Consider the following 16,843-nt stretch of genomic DNA (forward strand, 5'->3'; position numbering starts at 1 on the left):
ACAACCGATCCTACCGGCCATCATAGTCGCCGCTCAACCGGCCATCGTAGTTGTCGCCGCGCACCCGGAGCCACCGAGGTGAGCGTCGGATTGGCGATCACCCGCGCCAGCGACAACCGGGCCTGCAGCTTCGGCGTCAGCATCGTGCGCAGGTTCAGCGAGGGCAGGACATAGTCGAACTTCGAATTATAGGTCTGATAGTAAGTCTCGGCCCCGATCACATAGCCGCCCGACGTGCGATCGATATGGACATAGCGCAAGCCGGCGTCGCCCTTCACGTCCAGCCGGCCGATCGCGCCGTCGAGATCCAGCATCGCATAGCCGGCCATCTGCTTCTGGTGCGTGTCGCGCACGGTCGACAGGGTGATCTCGGGATAGGACAGGCCCAGCCCGGCCCTGGTCGCGGCGAAATCGGTCGGGCCGGCGAGCCAGTCATAGACCGTGTCGCTGCTCGTCCCGTTCAGGAAATGGCTGCCCGGAAGTCCCGAGAAACTGACACCGGCCAGTTCGGTTGCGCTCAGCACGCCGTCGCGATTGCCGTCCGCCTGGGGATAGGCCGCGATGATCGCGGCGGCGGAAGGGTTCTGGGCGCGGCGCAGGCTGGACAGCTTGGTATCCTGGTAACGCGCGCCCACCTTGATCCGCTTGATCCAGTTCCAGCCCGCCTGCCAGGTGACGTCCAGCTTGGCCTCGTCGCTGGTCGTGTCGATTATGTCGATGGTTTCATAGTTGGATTCCAGCCGCCAGTTGCGCGGGTCCATGGGATCGTAGTTCTGCGCCAGAAGGAAGGTCGGCACATCGTTTCCGGCGGCGAAGTCGGTCGTCGCCGAAGTCGACAGGCCAGCCAACGGAATCAGCAGCGGAACGCCCTGAAAGGATTCGCGCCAGCCGGTCGAACGGGTGCCGCGCGCCTCGACCAGCCAGGGGCCACGCTCGAACCTGGCGGCAAGCGAGTAGATTTCCTGCCGCGTGTCGTAGGTTTCCTGGAAATTGCCCGAGCGCAAGGTGGGGCTGGTATACGTCGCCCCGACCACGGTTCCTTCCTCGCCCAGCGTGACGTCCTTCGCCGCATTGCTCAGGATCGCGGTCAGCCGCAGCGCGTCCAGGCGCACCATCGTATCGGTGATGGCGGCATCGAAGCTGAATTCCAGCCCGGGCGCCGGACGGAACTGCACGGCACCGTTGTACCCGTTGCGCACATGATCGAGCCACAACAGGTTGTTCGTCATGCGCAGCGGGCGATAGACATTGCGCTGGTCGGCGCTGTTCGCCACGCCATCGTTGTTGGTGTCGAACTGATTGGCCGTTCCCGCGTTCAGCAATGTCCAGCCGGCGGAATCGAAGCTGTGGGTGCTGCGGATATAGTCGTGGCGCGTGAAGCCCAGCAGCAGGCCCAGGCGATCGTCAGCGGTCTTGGCCGAGATCATGGCCGATGCCTGATAGCCAAGGCGCTCGGCGCGATCATAATAGGAGCCCTGGATGCGCCCCGCCGCCACGAAGCGATCCTGATCGAGCGGCTTCTTCGTCACCAGATTGACGGTGCCGCCCAGCGCCCCTTCGGTCGTATCGGCCGAGGGCGACTTGATCACCTGCATTCCGGCCAGGATCTCGGGATTGAACTCGCCCAGACGACCCGTTCCATCAGAGGTCGGTCCGCCCAGCATCGCGCCGTTGAACTGGATCTGGTTCTGGCTGATGCCACGGATGACGAAGGCGTTTCCCTCTCCCTGCACGCGCGCGATCTGCACGCCGGGAATACGCTGGAGCGTCTCGATCACGTTCTGGTCGGGCAGTTTGCCGATATCTTCGGCCACGACCGCGTCGACGATCCCGCTGGCATTGCGCCGCACCGCCAGCGACTGATCCAGCGATCGCCGGATGCCGGTGACGATGATCTCGTCCTCGGCGGCGCCGAATGCCGGGCGATCGTCCAGCGCCGCCGTCGGCCGGGCGGCGACACGCTTGATGACCAGAGTGCGCCCGTCGTCGCTGACCACGCTCAGGCCCGAGCCTTCGAGCGCGCGGCGAACGGCTTCGCGGGCGGACATCTCGCCGCGAACCGGCGCAATGCGCAGACCGCGAACGTCCTCGGCCGCCGCCACGATCTGCAATCCCGTCGCGGTGCCGAGCGCCTGGATACCCGTCGTCGCCGGTTGCGCGGGAATATCGAACCGGCGATTCTGGGCAAAAGCCGGCTGCACGCAGGCAAAGACAGCCATCGCCGCGACCGTAAGCCGCAGCCCGTTCTTCACATTCATGGAAATATTGTCCCGCTGTTGATCTTGGATATTAGGTAAGATCAACCAAGCGGAGAAATTCCGCCGGTCAGTCGCGGATTTTTTTCATGAAATATTTGTGACAGCTTGCCGGGTCGAGGCCGATCACTTCAAGAGAATGCGATCGTCGGTCTTCTCCACCTCGGCGTCCAGCGCGATCGCCACGGCTTTGGCCAGGCCTTCCGGGTCGCGCGCGCGGAACGTGCCGTAGACCCGGCGCGATCCCAGTTGCGCCGTCGCGATCTCGATCTGGATGTCGTTGTAGCGATTGACTTTCTCGACAGCGGCCGCAAGCGGTTCACCGTCCAGCACGATCATCCCCTGCTGCCAGGCAAGCGATTGCTCGACGTGGATCGGGTCCAGCGAACGCTGCTGCACCTGCCCTTGCTCGACCGTCAGCCGCTGCCCGGCCCGGAGCTGGGCGATCGGCGAAGCCCCGCCCGCCCGCAGCACCACCACGGTTCCTTCGGTCACCACCACCTCCATGCCGTCCTGCAGGGCGCTGACCTGAAAGGCCGTGCCCGTCGCGCGCACGATCATGTCGCCATGATGCACTTCGAAAGGTCTGGCCGGATCATGGGCCACATCGAACCACGCCTGGCCTGTCACCAGGTCGATCGTCCGCCGCGCCGGCTCCATCCTCACGTCGATGGTCGACACAGTGTTCAGCACCGCAGCCGATCCGTCGCTCAGCGCGACATTGCGGATCTCACCGCGCTCGGTCGAGATCCGGTCGGCCATGAATTGGTGATAGACGCCGAGCCCCACGGCCAGGGCAAGGCTGACCGCCAGCGGCGCACCCAGCAAGCGTCGCCGCGACAGGACGAACGATCGCGGCGCGGCCTCGCCATGCGCAGGCACGGGTTCGGCAACCGCCTGCCGATCTTCGGTATGCGCCTTGACCGCCAGCTTGCCGATCGCGACCGCGCGAAGATAGCTGCCGGCGTGGCGCGGATCGGCGGCCCGCCAGGCGGCCAGCGCCGCCCGTTCCTCCGGCGCCAGCCCCAGCAGGCTGCGCCCTGCCCATTCCGCCGCGATGCGATCGATGGCATTGCCGTCCTCGGCGCCGGAGACGATCATGACGCATCCCCATCGCGACTGAAGCGGACCGTCAGAATCTCCATTGCCCGGGCAATCTGCTTTTCCACGACGTTTTCCGAGATGCCGAGCGCTTCGGCCGCCTCTTTTTGCGTATAACCCTTGATCCGGCAGAGATGAAAGATGTCCCTGCACCGTTCCGGCAAGGACAGGATCAGTCTCTGGATCTCATGGCGGCTCCAGACAATCGCTTCCGGTCCCGGCCGGTCATCCCCGATTTGCGAAAGGGCCAGATCGGCCAGATAGTCCATGCGGATTATCTTGGTCCGTCGCAGATGCTGCAGAGCCAGGCTCCGCACCGTCGCCAGGAAATAGCCACGGCCATTCCGAATATGCGACACGCTGTCGAGCGCGGCGATGCGGGCATAGGCTTCCTGGATGATGTCATCGGTTTCGACCGGAAGCCGGGATCGCGTCAGCCAGCGCCGGGCCTCCCTCTCGTGAGGGAGGATTTCAACGGAGACCCATTCGGCAATGGCGTCCGATCGATCATCCGGGTCAGGCAACAACATGCTGCGAGCGGCCGCTAGATCACGCGTGTGACGTTTGGATTACGCAGTCGCCCGATCTTGAGCAGCGGCCACCTCTCGCGATCGACGGGAGGCGCGGGCACGGGCGGATCCGGGGGGGCCGCGAGGTTCGCTTCCGTCTCTGCGGCCCCACCACGCCGGCCACACGCGCGCCTGGGCTTGACCTTGTTCGTTCGAACGAACAAAAGGTGGCGATGCTTCAGGATCGACTCCTCGAAACCGCGATCGCCCAGTTCGGGCAGCATGGCTTCGAGGGCGCGAGCACGCGCGATATCGCCAGTGCCTCGGGCACAGCGATGTCTTCGATCACTTATCATTTCGGCGGCAAGGAAGGGCTTTATCTGGCCGCCGCCGATCATATCGCCCTGCAGATCCGCGAGCAGCTCGGCCCGTTGCACGATCGCGTCGATCGCGCCTTGCCGCTGGCCACGCGCGAGGAGGCGGTCGATCTGCTGCTGATGCTGGCCGATGGCTTTGCCCGCTTGCTGTTGCGCCGCGAATCCGAAGCCTGGTCGCGTTTCATCGGGCGGGAACAGCAGCAGCCTACCGAAGCGTTCGAGCGACTCTACCAGGGGGCGATGAAAGCGATGATCGATACCGTGCTGGCGCTGCTCGCGCGCTGCCGGCCCGATCTGCCCGAGACGGAGCGCCGCGCGATGGCGGTGCTGCTCTATGGCCAGGCGCTGATCCTGCGAGTCGGCCGCGCCTCGGTCTGCCGGATCATGGGCGGCGCCGCGCTGAACCAGGAAGACGAGGCCATGCTGCGGGCGCGCCTTGCCCGCAATGTGCGCTGCATCCTTTCGGAGGACATGGATGGATAGGAAGCGGATCGCGATCGGGCTGGGCGTGCTGGCGCTGGCCATCGCGGCGTTCGTGACGCGCGGCTTCGGCCTGGTCCCGAGCGGCGACGGTGATGCGCTGCGGCTTTACGGCAATGTCGATATCCGCGAGGTGGACATGGCCTTCCGCGTGCCCGGCCGGATCGACACCGTGGTGGTCGAGGAAGGCGACAAGGTGGCGCGCGGCGCGCTGCTGGCGACGATCGACCCCGCGCCGATCGACGCGCGGGCGCAGCAGGCCGAAGCCTCGGTGGCACAGGCCCGCGCCGCGCTGGCCAAGCTGCAAAACGGCAACCGCCCGCAGGACATCGCCCAGGCGCAGGCCCGCGTCGCGGCGGCGCAGGCGGCGGCGGGCAAGGCGCGCGAGGATGTCGAACGACGCCGGCCGCTGGTCGAGCCGGGGGCGATCAGCCGCCAGCTCTGGGAACAGTCGCTGGCCGAGCGTGACAGCGCCGACGCCCGGCTGGCCGAAGCGCGCGAGGCGCTGTCGCTGGCCCGCACCGGCGCGCGGGCCGAGGATATCGCCGCGGCGCAGGCGCAGCTTGAGGCCAGCGAAGCGGCGCGCCGGGGCGTCAGCACGGACCTTGGCGACACGCGTCTGGTCGCCAAGGCGCAGGGCACTGTCGTCACTCGCGCGCGCGAGCCGGGCGCCATGGTCCAGCCGGGCGAGACCGTGCTGACGATCTCGCTCGACCGGCCGCTGCGCGTGCGCGCCTATGTCTCGGAGACCGACCTGTCGCGCATCGCGCCGGGCATGGCGGTGACGGTGCGCGCGGACGGCAATCCCCGCGCCTATCGCGGCACCATCGGCTACATCAGCCCGCGCGCGGAATTCACGCCCAAGTCGGTCGAGACCGAGAACTTGCGCACGGACCTCGTCTATCGCTTGCGCATCACCGTGGAGAACCCCGACAATGCCTTGCGCCAGGGCCAGCCCGTGACCGTTTCGGTGACGGGCGCCAAGCCGGCCAGGGACTGACGCGAGTGGGTGAGCCTGTCGCCACGGCCAGGGGTGTGGTCAAGCGCTTTGGCGGCAAGCACGCCCGCCCCGCGCTCGACCATGTCGACATGACCGTGACCGCCGGCCGCATCACCGGGCTGGTCGGCCCGGACGGCGCGGGCAAGACGACGATGATCCGCCTGCTGGCCGGGCTGATGCGCCCCGATGCGGGCGAGATCGCCATTCTGGGCCGCCAGCCCGCCCAGGCGCTCGACGATCTGGGCTACATGCCGCAGCGCTTCGGCCTTTATGAAGACCTGACCGTAAGGCAGAACCTCGATCTTTACGCCGAAGTGCGCGCGCTGCCGCCCGAAGAGCGCGAGGCGACCTACAAGCGGCTGCTGGAATTCACCGATCTGGCGCGGTTTCAGGAGCGGCTGGCCGGCAAGCTTTCAGGCGGGATGAAGCAGAAGCTGGGCCTTGCCTGCGCGCTGGTGAAGACCCCGCGCCTGCTGCTGCTGGACGAGCCGGGCGTCGGCGTCGATCCGATCTCGCGACGCGAACTGTGGGCCATGGTCGGCGAGCTGGTGAGCGAAGGGATCGGCGTGCTGTGGTCCACCGCCTATCTCGACGAGGCGGAAAAGTGCGACAGCGTCGTCCTGCTGAACGAGGGGCGGCTGCTGTTCAACGGCCCGCCGCACGAGTTGACCGACACGATCGCCGAGCGGGTGATCCGCGTCACCGGCTTCCAGTCGCGCCGCCGCCGCTTCCTGATCCGCGCGCTCGACCGCGCGGACGTGATCGACGGAACGATCCAGGGCCGCTCGGTGCGGCTGCTGCTGCAAGGCGGCGCCCCCGCCCCCGCGCCCGCCGATTTCGCCGATGGCGACGCGCTGGCGATCGAACCGGCCCCGCCGCGCTTCGAGGATGGCTTCATCGAGATTCTCGGCGGCGGCCCCAAGGGCACCAGCGCGCTGGCCGAACGCTATCGCACGATACCCGAAAGCGATGCCCTGGCGATCGAGGCGAAAGGGCTGACCAAGCGCTTCGGCGATTTCGTGGCCGCGCGCGACATGAATTTCGCCATTCCGCGCGGCCAGATCTTCGGCCTGCTGGGGCCCAACGGCGCCGGCAAATCGACCACGTTCAAGATGCTGTGCGGCCTGCTGACCCCCAGCGAGGGCACCGGCTCGGTCGCAGGCAACGACTTGCGGCGGTCGGCCGCCGATGCGCGCGCGGCGCTGGGCTACATGGCGCAGAAGTTCTCGCTCTATGGCGATCTCTCGGTCCGCCAGAACCTCGATTTCTTCGCCGGCGCCTATGGCCTTGGCCGCCACGCGGCGCGCGATGCGATCGCCGCGATGATCGAGATCTTCGAGCTGGGCGACACGCTGGACATGAACGCGGGCACTTTGCCGCTGGGCTTCAAGCAGCGGCTCGCGCTGGCCTGCGCGGTGATGCACGAGCCGCCGGTGCTGTTCCTGGACGAGCCGACCTCGGGCGTCGATCCGGTCGCCCGGCGCGAATTCTGGACGCATATCAACGGCCTGGTCGAAAAGGGCGTGACCGTGCTCGTCACCACCCATTTCATGGACGAGGCCGAATATTGCGACCGGGTGACGCTGATCTACCACGCCGAGCAGATCGCCACCGGCGCGCCCGACGATCTCAAGGCCCGCGCCGCCAGGGCCAGCGGCGCGGCCGATCCCACCATGGAAGACGCCTTCATCGCGCTGATCGAGGAAAGCAACCACCAGGCGCGCGCGGCGGCATGAACCTGCCCGATTTCCGCTTCGACCGCCGCCGTCTGCGCGCGCTGATGACCAAGGAGTTCGCGCAGATCGCGCGCGATCCCTCCACATTCCTGATCGCGCTGGCCATGCCGCTGCTGCTGCTATTCCTGTTCGGCTATGCCGTCTCGCTCGACACCAACCACACCCGGATCGGGCTGGTGGTGGAGGATTCGAGCGCGCCGGCGCTGCGGCTGGCCCAGTCCTATGCCGTATCGACCTATTTCGATGTCACGCCGGGGCGCAATCTGGCGGAGTTGCGCGGCGGGATGGCCGCCGGCAAGCTGCGCGCGATCATCGTCATCCCGCAGGATTTCGGCGCGCGGGTCCATCGCGGCAAAGTGCCGCGCATCCAGGTGATCACCGACGGCTCGCTGCCCAACACCGCCGGCTTCGTGGCCGGCCACGCCCAGGGCGTGTTCCAGAACTGGGCCGCGTCCGAAGGGATCGGGCAGGCACCAGCCGCCGCGCATGTCCCCCGGATCGAGCTGAGCGCGCGCTACTGGTACAATCCGGGGCTGCGCAGCCGCTATTTCCTGGTACCCGGCTCGATCGCGGTGGTGATGACGATGATCGGCACGCTGCTGACCGCGCTGGTCATCGCGCGCGAGTGGGAACGCGGCACGATGGAAGCGATGATGGCGACGCCGATCAGCATGGCCGAATTCATCGCCAGCAAGGTGCTGCCGTATTTCGTGCTGGCGCTCGCTTCGATGGCGCTGTGCACGGTGATCGCCGAGCTTGCCTTCGGCGTGCCGTTCCGGGGCTCGATCCTGGCGCTGCTGGCGATCGCATCGGCCTTCCTGCTGCCCTCGCTTGGGCTGGGGCTGTTCATCTCCTCGGCCACCAAGAACCAGTTCGTCGCCAGCCAGATCGCGCTGCTGGCCGGATTCATGCCGGCGATGCTGCTTTCGGGCTTCATCTTCGAGATTTCCTCGATGCCCTGGCCGATCCAGGCGCTGACCTACATCGTGCCGTCGCGCTATCTGATCCCGGCGCTGCAGACGGTGTTTCTGGCCGGCGATCTCTGGAACCTGATCCTGCCCGACATCGCGATCATGATCGTCTTCGGCTTCGCCTTCTTCGCCATGTCCTTCTTCGTCACCCGCCGGAGCCTGGACTGATGGGCCGGCTGGTGGCGATGATCGTGAAGGAGACCTGGGCGCTGCTGCGCGATCCCAAGTCGCGCATCATCCTGGTGGTGCCGCCGCTGCTGCAACTGTTCATCTTCACGTATGCGACGACGCTGGACGTGCGCAATGTCGATATCGGCATCCTCGATCGCGCGGGCGGGCAACATGCCGGCGAACTGCTCTCGCGCATCGCCGGCAGCCCCAACTTCCGCAAGCTGATCTACCTGCGCTCGATCGACGAGTTGCGCGCCGCGATCGACGACCAGAAAGTCATCGCCGCGATCATCATCGACCAGGATTTCGACCGGGCCATCGAGCATGGTGGCCAGGCGACCATCGGCCTGGTGCTGGACGGGCGGCGATCGAACGCGGCCCAGATCGTCGCCGGCTATCTGGGCGAGATCGTCGCCGGGATGAGCACCGATATCCTGCCCGGCGCGACCGCCGATCCCGATCCGGGCGGGGTGGTGGTGACCAACTGGTACAACCCCAATCTGGACTACATGTGGTTCACGCTGCCCTCGCTGGTGGCGATCATCGTTTCGGTCTCGGGCCTGGCCGTGACCAGCCAGACGGTGGCGCGCGAGCGCGAGCTGGGCACGTTCGACCAGCTCATGGTCTCGCCTCTGCGCGTGCACGAGATCCTGATCGGCAAGATGATCCCGCCGATGATGGTCGGCATCTTCAACGGCGTGCTGTTCGTCATCCTGGCCGGCGCGGTGTTCCATGTGCCGTTCACCGGATCGTTCCTGCTGCTGCTGATGGCGCTGTGCGTCTATCTGCTGGCGCTGGTGGGCATCGGCCTGCTCGTCTCGGCCGCATCGCAGACCCAGCAGCAGGCGTTCCTCGGATCGTTCCTGGTGATGGTGCCGCTGATCCTGCTCTCGGGCTATGCCAGCCCGATCGACAACATGCCCGGCTGGCTCCAGATCGTTACCTATGGCGATCCGCTGAGCTATTTCCTGGTGATCTCGCAAGGCCTGTTCCTGAAAGCCATGCCGGCGGCGGCGGTGTTCCAGCAGGTCTGGCCGCTGGCGGTGATCGCCTGCGTCACGCTGACCGCCGCCGCGTGGCTGTTCCGCGCGCGAATGGAGTGAGTTCCCGATGAGGCCAGCCCTTTCCGCCCTTCTCTCGCTCGCCCTTGTCGGCTGCACGGTCGGGCCCGACTATGCGCCCCCCAAGGCGACGATTTCCGACACCTGGCTGGAGCCCGCCGCGCCCGGCAGCCTCGATCCGCGCTGGTGGGCCAGCTTTGGCGATGCGCAACTGGTCGCGCTGGTCGAGCGGGCGCTCGCCTCCAGCCCCGACTTGCGCGAGGCCGAGGCGCGGCTGGCCGAAGCGCGGGCGGGACGCGACGCGGCGCGCGGCGGCGCCTTGCCGCAAGCCGAGGCAAAGGGATCGGCCACGCACACCGTGCTGAGCGAGAACGGCCAGTTGCCGATCGGCAACCTTCCCGGCTTCGCGCGGAGCTTTCCGCTCTATGACCTGGGCTTCGACGCCAATTGGGAAATCGACTTCTGGGGCCGCAACCGCCGCCAGGTCGAAGTGGCCGATGCCCGCGTCGATGCCGCCCAATGGGGCCAGCGCGACGTGATGGTGATGCTGCTGGCCGAGCTGGCGCGCAACTATGTCGAGCTGCGCCGCGCGCAGGCCGATCTGGCTGCCGCCGACGAGCGCCTGGCCGCGCTGACCGAGCTGGCGCGGCTGACGCGGCTGCGCTTCGCGGCGGGCGAGGCCGATCGCATCGCCGCCGAGGATGCCGAGGGCCAGCGCGCCGCCGCCAGCGCCGCGAAAGCCCGGATCGAGGCCGAGGCCGCCAGCGCTGCCTATGCCATCGCCGTGCTGGTGGGCGAAGCGCCCGAGGCGCTGGTGCCCGGCCTGCGCCAGCCCGCGCCGATTCCCGCCCCGCCCGAGACGATTGCCAATGGCGTGCGCTCCGAACTGCTCGAACGGCGCCCGGACGTGCGCCGCGCCGAGCGCGAGCTGGCCGCCGCAACCGCCGACATCGGCGTCGCCACCGCCGATCTGTTCCCGCGCTTCAGCCTGATCGGCAGCGTGGGCCAGCAGGCGCGATCGGTGAGCGACCTGGCCTCGGGCGACAGCACGCGGCTGGCGATCGGCCCCGGCTTTTCCTGGCCGGTCTTTTCCGGCGGTCGCATCCGCGCGCAGATTCGCGGGGCCGACGCACGCGCCCAAGGCGCCGCCGCGCGCTATGACAAGGCCGTCGTCACCGCGCTGTCGGACAGCGAGAGCGCGGCCAACCGCTTCGCCCAGGCCAGCCTGGCCGCGCGCGATGCCGCCGACGCCGCCGCCCGCGCCGACCGCGCCTATGCGCTCGCCGAAATGCGCACCACGCGCGGCGAGGCCGACCGGCTGACGCTGATGAACGCGCGGATCACCCGCGTGCAGGCGCGCCAGCAGCTTGCCGATGCCAATGGCGCGCGCGCCACGGCGGCGATCGCGCTGTTCAAGGCGCTGGGCGGCGGCTGGCAGCAAACGCCCTGACCGGCATCGGCCGTCAGCCGGGCCTGCGGCTCTGCATCAGCGGCTGGATGCGCGTGCCGAAGGCTTCCACCCCGCCAAGGAAATCGTCGAAGGTCAGCAGCACGCCGCCGGTGTTGGGCACCGTCGCCATCTCGTCCAGCATGGCCGCGACCCGCTCATAGCTGCCGACCAGCGTGCCCATGTTGATGTTCACCGCTCCTTCGGGCGCGGCGAGCTGGCGCACGTTGGTATCGGCGTTCACCGTGTCCTTGGCACCCTGATCGGCCAGCCAGCCGATCGCCTCCAGGTCGATGCCGTCGTTATAGCTCTGCCACTTCGCCATCGCTTCCGCGTCGGTCTCGGCGGCGATGATCATGACCAGGACGAAGACCGAAACCGCGCGCCCGGTCTCGGCGGTGAACCGCGCGAGCCGCGCGTTGTTACCGGCAAAGGCAGTGGGCGTGTTCACCCCCACGCCCAGGCAGAAGGCATAGTCCGCCCACTTGGCCGAAAAGCCCAGGCCCGCGTCGGACGAGCCGGCGCAGATGATCTTCATCTCGCCCGTGGGCCGGGGGCGGACAAGGCAATCGTCCATCCGGTAGTACTCGCCCTTGAAATCGCTGCGCCCCGTCTCCCACAGCTCGCGCAGGATATGGGCATATTCGTCCAGCATCCGGTAGCGGTTGCGGAAGTGATCCTCGCCCGGCCACAGGCCCATCTGGGTATATTCGGGCGGCTGCCAGCCGGTGATGAGGTTCAGCCCGAAGCGGCCATGGCTGATCGAATCGATCGTGTTGCACATCCGCGCGGCAAAGGCGGGCGGGATGATCAGCGTGGGACATGTGGCGAAGATCCCGATCCGCTCGGTCACGGCGGCGAGCCCGGCCATCAGGGTGAAGCTTTCCAGCCCGTATTCCCAGAACTGCGTCTTGCCGCCAAAGCCGCGCAGCTTGATCATCGAGAGCAGGAAATCGAGCCCGTGCTCCTCGGCCTTGAGCGCGATCGCCTTGTTGAGATCAAAGCTGGGCAGGTATTGCGGCGCGTTCTCGCTGATCAGCCAGCCGTTGTTGTTGATGGGGATGAAGACGCCGACTTGCATGGAATGGTCTCCTCGCGAAATGGGCATCAGCCGATATGTGCGATCGAGGCGATCTCGACGAGGCAATCGGGCTTGACGAGATCGGCGCGGATGCAGAAGCGCGCCGGCTTGTCGCCGGGGAAGAACTCGGCATAGACCGCGTTGAAGGCGGCGTAATCGGCGAAATCCTTCAGGAAGATATGGTTCATCGCCACGTCCGCCAGCGTGCCGCCGGCCGCTTCCAGCGTGATCCCGATGGTTTCGAGCACGTGCCGTGTCTGCGCGGCGGCATCGCCGACGTGGAGCACCGCGCCGCCCTCGCCCAGCGCCAGCACGCCCGAGACGTAGATGGCATGGCCCGCTTTCGCGCCGGCTGAATAAGGCGCGATCGGCTGGGGGAACTGCGGCGGGTTGATCGGTTCGAAAGGCACGGCGTTACTCCCGGGACAAGGGGCCGACGGCGCGGCGGAAATCCGCGACCGTGCTGACCCAGCCGAAGAACTTCTCGACATTGTAGAGCGTGGCCTCGCGCGTGAAGTCCGGCCCGAGGTGGTGCGTCGCGTCTTCCAGCAGCACGCCGAAGTATTCGAGGTGGAAACCGTCGCGCAGCGTCGATTCGACGCAGACGTTGCTGGCGATGCCGGCGAAGATCAGCGTACGGATGCCGCGCGCGCGCAGGATCGAATCGAGCTGCGAATTGAAGAACGCCGAATAGCGCGGCTTGTGCACGCGGATATCACCGGGCGCGGGCCTGAGCACATCGACCAGTTCATAGTCCCAACCACCGCGCGCCAGGAAGCGCCCCGCCAGTTCGGGCCGCGCGCGCATGGTCTTGAGCGCGTTCGACTTGTGCCAGTTGGGCGAGGCGGGGGTTCCAGCCTCGACATAGCCGGCATCCCAGCCGTTCTGCAGGAACACGATCGGCATCCCCGCGGCGCGCGCCGCATCCAGCACCTGGCCGATCCGCCCGGCGACTTCGGCCGCCGGCGCGATGTCGAAGCCGGCTTCGTCGACATAGCCGCCCCGGCTGGCATAGGCGTTCTGCATATCGACCACGATCACGGCGGTGCTGCCCGCGCTCAGCCGGATCGGCTCTGGCCGGGCGGCCAGCACGACCGCGCGCGGATCGCTGGCGGGAACGGGATCGACGATCGACTGGTTCACCCGCACACTATTGTGCAGGTGCAGCATGTTGGCAAGCGCGCCACCGATCGGGCGCGCCGGCCCGGTCAGGCCGCCGGGCGGGGGTTGCCGGTGACGATGGCGTTGAAGGCGATCGTCACGCGTTCTTCCGACGACTTGTTGGGATAGACCATGTGATTGAGATAGGCCGGGAAAATCAGCATGAGCCCCGGCACCGGGGTGACGCTCCGGTTCATCTGGAGCATCCGCTTGCCGAACAGCGTGGTCTGCGCCAGCGCCCCGGCGGGATGATAGAATTCGATCGCGCCGCTGCGCGGAATGTCCGACTCGGGCACCGAGACATAGTAGCAGCCCGAAAGGTGCGCGTTGGGATGGGCGTGCGGCGCGTTCATCGCGCCCGGTCCGTTGACGTTGACCCAGCCTTCGTAGATCACTTCGTCACGCGCGGCATCGAATTCGGGCCAATAGCGCCGGATGCTCTGCGCCATCGCCGCGCGGATCATCTCGCAGACCTGCCGCAGCGCCGGCTCGGGCCGGGCGAACAGCGTGGCGTTGGAATGCCAGCCGCCGAAATTGCTGACTTCCAGCCCCTTGCTCACCGTCCGCCACCGCGCGATCTCGGCGACGAGCTGGCGATTGAGCGCGGCCGGATCGGACATCTCGTAACGATCGACCACGCTGGAAAACAGCGCGCTCGACTTCACCTTGCGCAGTTCGATCGCCGGTTCGCCGCTCATCGCCCTCGCCTCCCGTCAGACGGCGCCGGTCAGGCCAGCGCGCCGTGGCAATGCTTGTACTTGTTGCCCGATCCGCAAGGGCACGGCGCGTTGCGGCTGATCGCCAGATCCGCATAGGGATTCTCGCCCGGCGCGCCCGGGTGCGGCGGGCTTCCCGCCAGCGAGCCGAACAGCACCGTTTGCGAGGCCGAACCGTCGCCGTCGCTGGAATCGTCGAAGCCGGTCAGCGGATCGATATGCCCGGTCAGGAAATCGGGCAGCTCGGGCAGGTCGACCGGCTCCGGCATCCGCAACTCGCTGACCGAAAGGATACGCGTCACGTCCTCGCGAATGGTTTCCAGCATCCGTTCGAACAGGCCGAACGCCTCGGTCTTGTATTCGTTGATCGGCGTCTTCTGCGCATAGGCCCGCAGGAACACGACCTGGCGCAACGCGTCGAGCGTCGCGAGGTGTTCCTTCCAGAAGTGATCGAGCCGATCGAGTAGCACGCTCTTTTCCACTTGCCGCCAGATCGCCGGATCGTCCCTGGCCATCTTTTCGTTCATGTGCGCGTCGGCCAGTTCGCGGATGCGTTCCTCGACCAGATCGGGCTCGATCCCGTCCTCCTCGACCCACTGCTCGATGGGCACTTCGATCCCCAGCACATCGAGCGCGCGCGCCTTCAGGCCCGCGACATCCCAGCGCTCGGGATAGGAGCCCGGCGGGCAGGCATCGCCGACCATGGCGTTGACCGTATCGTGCCGCATGTCGACGACCACGTCATCGACCGTCTCGGCATCCATGATGTCGGCGCGCTGCTCGTAGATCACCTTGCGCTGGTCGTTCATCACGTCATCGTATTCGACGACCTGCTTGCGCATCTCGTAATTGCGCGCCTCGACCTTCTTCTGCGCGGTCTCGATCGCTTTCGACAGCCACTTGGAGCCGATCGCCTCGCCGTCCTCGAGGTTCGAGTTCATCATGCGGGCAAACAGCGTGTCCGGCCCGAAGATGCGCAGCAGGTCATCCTCCAGGCAGAGGTAGAACTTGGACAGGCCCGGATCGCCCTGGCGGCCCGAACGGCCGCGCAGCTGGTTGTCGATGCGGCGGCTCTCGTGGCGCTCGGTGCCGATGACGCACAGGCCGCCGGCTTCGAGCACGCGGCGCTTCTCCTCGGCGACCTCGGCCTTGATCCGCTCCACCGCGGCATCGCGCTCGGGCCCCTCGGGCATCTCGGCCAGTTCGCCCTCGATGCGGAATTCGATATTGCCGCCAAGCTGGATGTCGGTGCCGCGCCCGGCCATGTTGGTGGCGATGGTGACGGCCCCGGTGCGGCCCGCCTGCGCGACGATATGCGCTTCCATCTCGTGGAAGCGGGCGTTGAGCACGCTGTGCTGCACGCCTTCCTTCTTGAGATAGTCGGACAGCAGTTCCGACTTCTCGATCGAGACGGTGCCGACCAGCACCGGCTGGCCGATCTCGTTCTTCTCGCGGATCAGCCTGGCGATGGCCTGGAACTTGTCGGTGGTGTTCTTGTAGAACTCGTCTTCCTCGTCGATGCGCTGCACGCCGACATTGGTGGGGATGGTGACGACGTTCATCTTGTAGATATCATAGAATTCCGCCGCCTCGGTCGCGGCAGTGCCGGTCATGCCCGAAAGCTTGGGATACATGCGGAAGTAGTTCTGGAAGGTGATCGAGGCCATCGTCTGGTTCTCGGGCTCGATCTTGACGCCTTCCTTGGCCTCGACCGCCTGGTGCAGCCCGTTCGACCAGCGCCGGCCATCCATCATGCGGCCAGTGAACTCGTCGATGATGACGACCTTGTCGTCCTTGACGATGTAGTCGGTATCGCGCTTGAACATGACCACGGCCTTGAGCGCCTGGTCGAGATGGTGAACCACCTGCGTGTTCTCGACATCGTAGAGATTGGAGCCGACCAGCAGCCCTTCGGCCTCCAGGATCCGTTCCGCCTTCTCGACGCCGTCCTCGGTCAGGACGACGCTCTTGGTCTTCTCGTCGGTCTCATAGTCGGCCGGGGCCAGCCGCTTCACCACGGCATCGACGGCGATGTAGAGGTCGGACTTGTCATCGGTCGGCCCCGAGATGATCAGCGGCGTGCGCGCCTCGTCGATCAGGATCGAATCGACCTCGTCGACGATCGCGAAATTGAACGGGCGCTGCACCATCTGGCTGCGCTCCTGCTTCATGTTGTCGCGCAGGTAATCGAAGCCCAGCTCGTTGTTGGTGCTGTAGGTGATGTCGGCGTTATAGGCTTCGCGGCGCTGGTACTCGTTGAGGTTGGGCACGATCACGCCGACCGTTAGGCCGAGGAAATTGTGGATCTGGCCCATCCAGTCGGCATCGCGCCGCGCGAGGTAATCGTTGACCGTGACGACATGGACGCCCTTGCCTTCGAGCGCGTTGAGGTAAGTCGCCAGCGTCGCCACCAGCGTCTTGCCCTCGCCCGTGCGCATCTCGGCGATCTCGCCGCGATGGAGCACGATGCCGCCGATCATCTGCACGTCGAAATGCCGCATACCCAGCACGCGCCGCGAAGCCTCGCGCACGGTGGCGAAAGCTTCGGGCAGGACATCGTCGAGCGTCTTGCCATCGGCCAGCGCCTCACGGAACTTGACCGTCTGGGCGGCCAGCGCCTCATCGCTCATCGCGGTGAGCGCGGGTTCGAAGGCGTTGATCTGCTGGACGATCTTGTCGAGCGACTTGACGTAACGCTCGTTGGACGAGCCGAAGATGGACTTTACGAGTGCGCCGAGCATGGCGGGAATCCTGTTCTGATAGCGGGTAGGCGGAAT

At 66.7% G+C, this 16,843-nt stretch carries 14 protein-coding genes; 6 read left to right on the forward strand and 8 right to left on the reverse strand.

Annotated features, from left to right (window positions below):
* Positions 1–20: 20 nt before the first annotated feature.
* From PYV00_RS12715 to PYV00_RS12725, 3 genes are all read right to left on the reverse strand, one after another.
* A complete protein-coding gene (locus tag PYV00_RS12715) occupies positions 21–2,258 on the reverse strand; it encodes a TonB-dependent receptor (protein ID WP_275228642.1) in 2,238 nt (745 codons plus the stop codon).
* Between the two features lie 123 nt (positions 2,259–2,381).
* Positions 2,382–3,356 carry a FecR family protein gene (locus tag PYV00_RS12720; RefSeq protein WP_275228643.1) on the reverse strand — a complete coding sequence of 325 codons (975 nt, stop codon included), beginning with the start codon at positions 3,354–3,356 and terminating at the stop codon, positions 2,382–2,384.
* A complete protein-coding gene (locus PYV00_RS12725; RefSeq protein ID WP_275228644.1) occupies positions 3,353–3,886 on the reverse strand; it encodes an RNA polymerase sigma factor in 534 nt (177 codons plus the stop codon). Before PYV00_RS12725 ends, PYV00_RS12720 begins: the two co-directional genes overlap by 4 nt.
* Positions 3,887–4,098: 212 nt before the next feature.
* On the opposite strand from PYV00_RS12725, the gene PYV00_RS12730 reads away from it, so the two are divergent.
* From PYV00_RS12730 to PYV00_RS12755, 6 genes are read left to right on the forward strand one after another with little or no spacing between them, the layout of a single operon-like run.
* A complete protein-coding gene (locus PYV00_RS12730) occupies positions 4,099–4,725 on the forward strand; it encodes a CerR family C-terminal domain-containing protein (protein WP_275228645.1) in 627 nt (208 codons plus the stop codon).
* A complete protein-coding gene (locus tag PYV00_RS12735) occupies positions 4,718–5,722 on the forward strand; it encodes an HlyD family efflux transporter periplasmic adaptor subunit (protein WP_275228646.1) in 1,005 nt (334 codons plus the stop codon). The genes PYV00_RS12730 and PYV00_RS12735 overlap by 8 nt, the downstream gene beginning before the upstream one ends.
* Positions 5,723–5,727: 5 nt before the next feature.
* Complete coding sequence (locus tag PYV00_RS12740) at positions 5,728–7,458, forward strand: ATP-binding cassette domain-containing protein (RefSeq protein ID WP_275228647.1); 1,731 nt, start codon at positions 5,728–5,730, stop codon at positions 7,456–7,458.
* Positions 7,455–8,597: an ABC transporter permease gene (locus tag PYV00_RS12745; protein WP_275228648.1), complete on the forward strand. Its 1,143-nt coding sequence runs from the start codon at positions 7,455–7,457 to the stop codon at positions 8,595–8,597. The genes PYV00_RS12740 and PYV00_RS12745 overlap by 4 nt, the downstream gene beginning before the upstream one ends.
* Positions 8,597–9,703 carry an ABC transporter permease gene (locus PYV00_RS12750; protein ID WP_275228649.1) on the forward strand — a complete coding sequence of 369 codons (1,107 nt, stop codon included), beginning with the start codon at positions 8,597–8,599 and terminating at the stop codon, positions 9,701–9,703. The genes PYV00_RS12745 and PYV00_RS12750 overlap by 1 nt, the downstream gene beginning before the upstream one ends.
* Positions 9,704–9,710: 7 nt before the next feature.
* Positions 9,711–11,111, forward strand: coding sequence for an efflux transporter outer membrane subunit (locus PYV00_RS12755; protein WP_275228650.1), 1,401 nt, complete (start codon positions 9,711–9,713; stop codon positions 11,109–11,111).
* Positions 11,112–11,124: 13 nt separating this feature from the next.
* Here PYV00_RS12755 and rutA read toward each other — a convergent pair whose 3' ends face one another.
* The 5 genes from rutA to secA form a co-directional block, all read right to left on the reverse strand.
* Positions 11,125–12,189: a pyrimidine utilization protein A gene (gene rutA, locus PYV00_RS12760; protein WP_275228651.1), complete on the reverse strand. Its 1,065-nt coding sequence runs from the start codon at positions 12,187–12,189 to the stop codon at positions 11,125–11,127.
* 26 nt (positions 12,190–12,215) lie between these two features.
* The gene (gene rutC, locus PYV00_RS12765; protein WP_275228652.1) at positions 12,216–12,599 is read right to left on the reverse strand and encodes a pyrimidine utilization protein C; all 384 of its coding nucleotides are present in this window, start codon (positions 12,597–12,599) and stop codon (positions 12,216–12,218) included.
* Between the two features lie 4 nt (positions 12,600–12,603).
* The gene (gene rutB, locus PYV00_RS12770) at positions 12,604–13,332 is read right to left on the reverse strand and encodes a pyrimidine utilization protein B (protein ID WP_275228653.1); all 729 of its coding nucleotides are present in this window, start codon (positions 13,330–13,332) and stop codon (positions 12,604–12,606) included.
* Between the two features lie 65 nt (positions 13,333–13,397).
* Positions 13,398–14,048, reverse strand: coding sequence for a TIGR02466 family protein (locus PYV00_RS12775; protein WP_275228654.1), 651 nt, complete (start codon positions 14,046–14,048; stop codon positions 13,398–13,400).
* A gap of 29 nt (positions 14,049–14,077) precedes the next feature.
* Positions 14,078–16,807, reverse strand: coding sequence for a preprotein translocase subunit SecA (gene secA / locus PYV00_RS12780; protein WP_275228655.1), 2,730 nt, complete (start codon positions 16,805–16,807; stop codon positions 14,078–14,080).
* Positions 16,808–16,843 lie beyond the last annotated feature (36 nt).

The sequence above is a fragment of the Novosphingobium album (ex Liu et al. 2023) genome (genome assembly GCF_029076845.1).
GTDB lineage: Bacteria > Pseudomonadota > Alphaproteobacteria > Sphingomonadales > Sphingomonadaceae > Novosphingobium.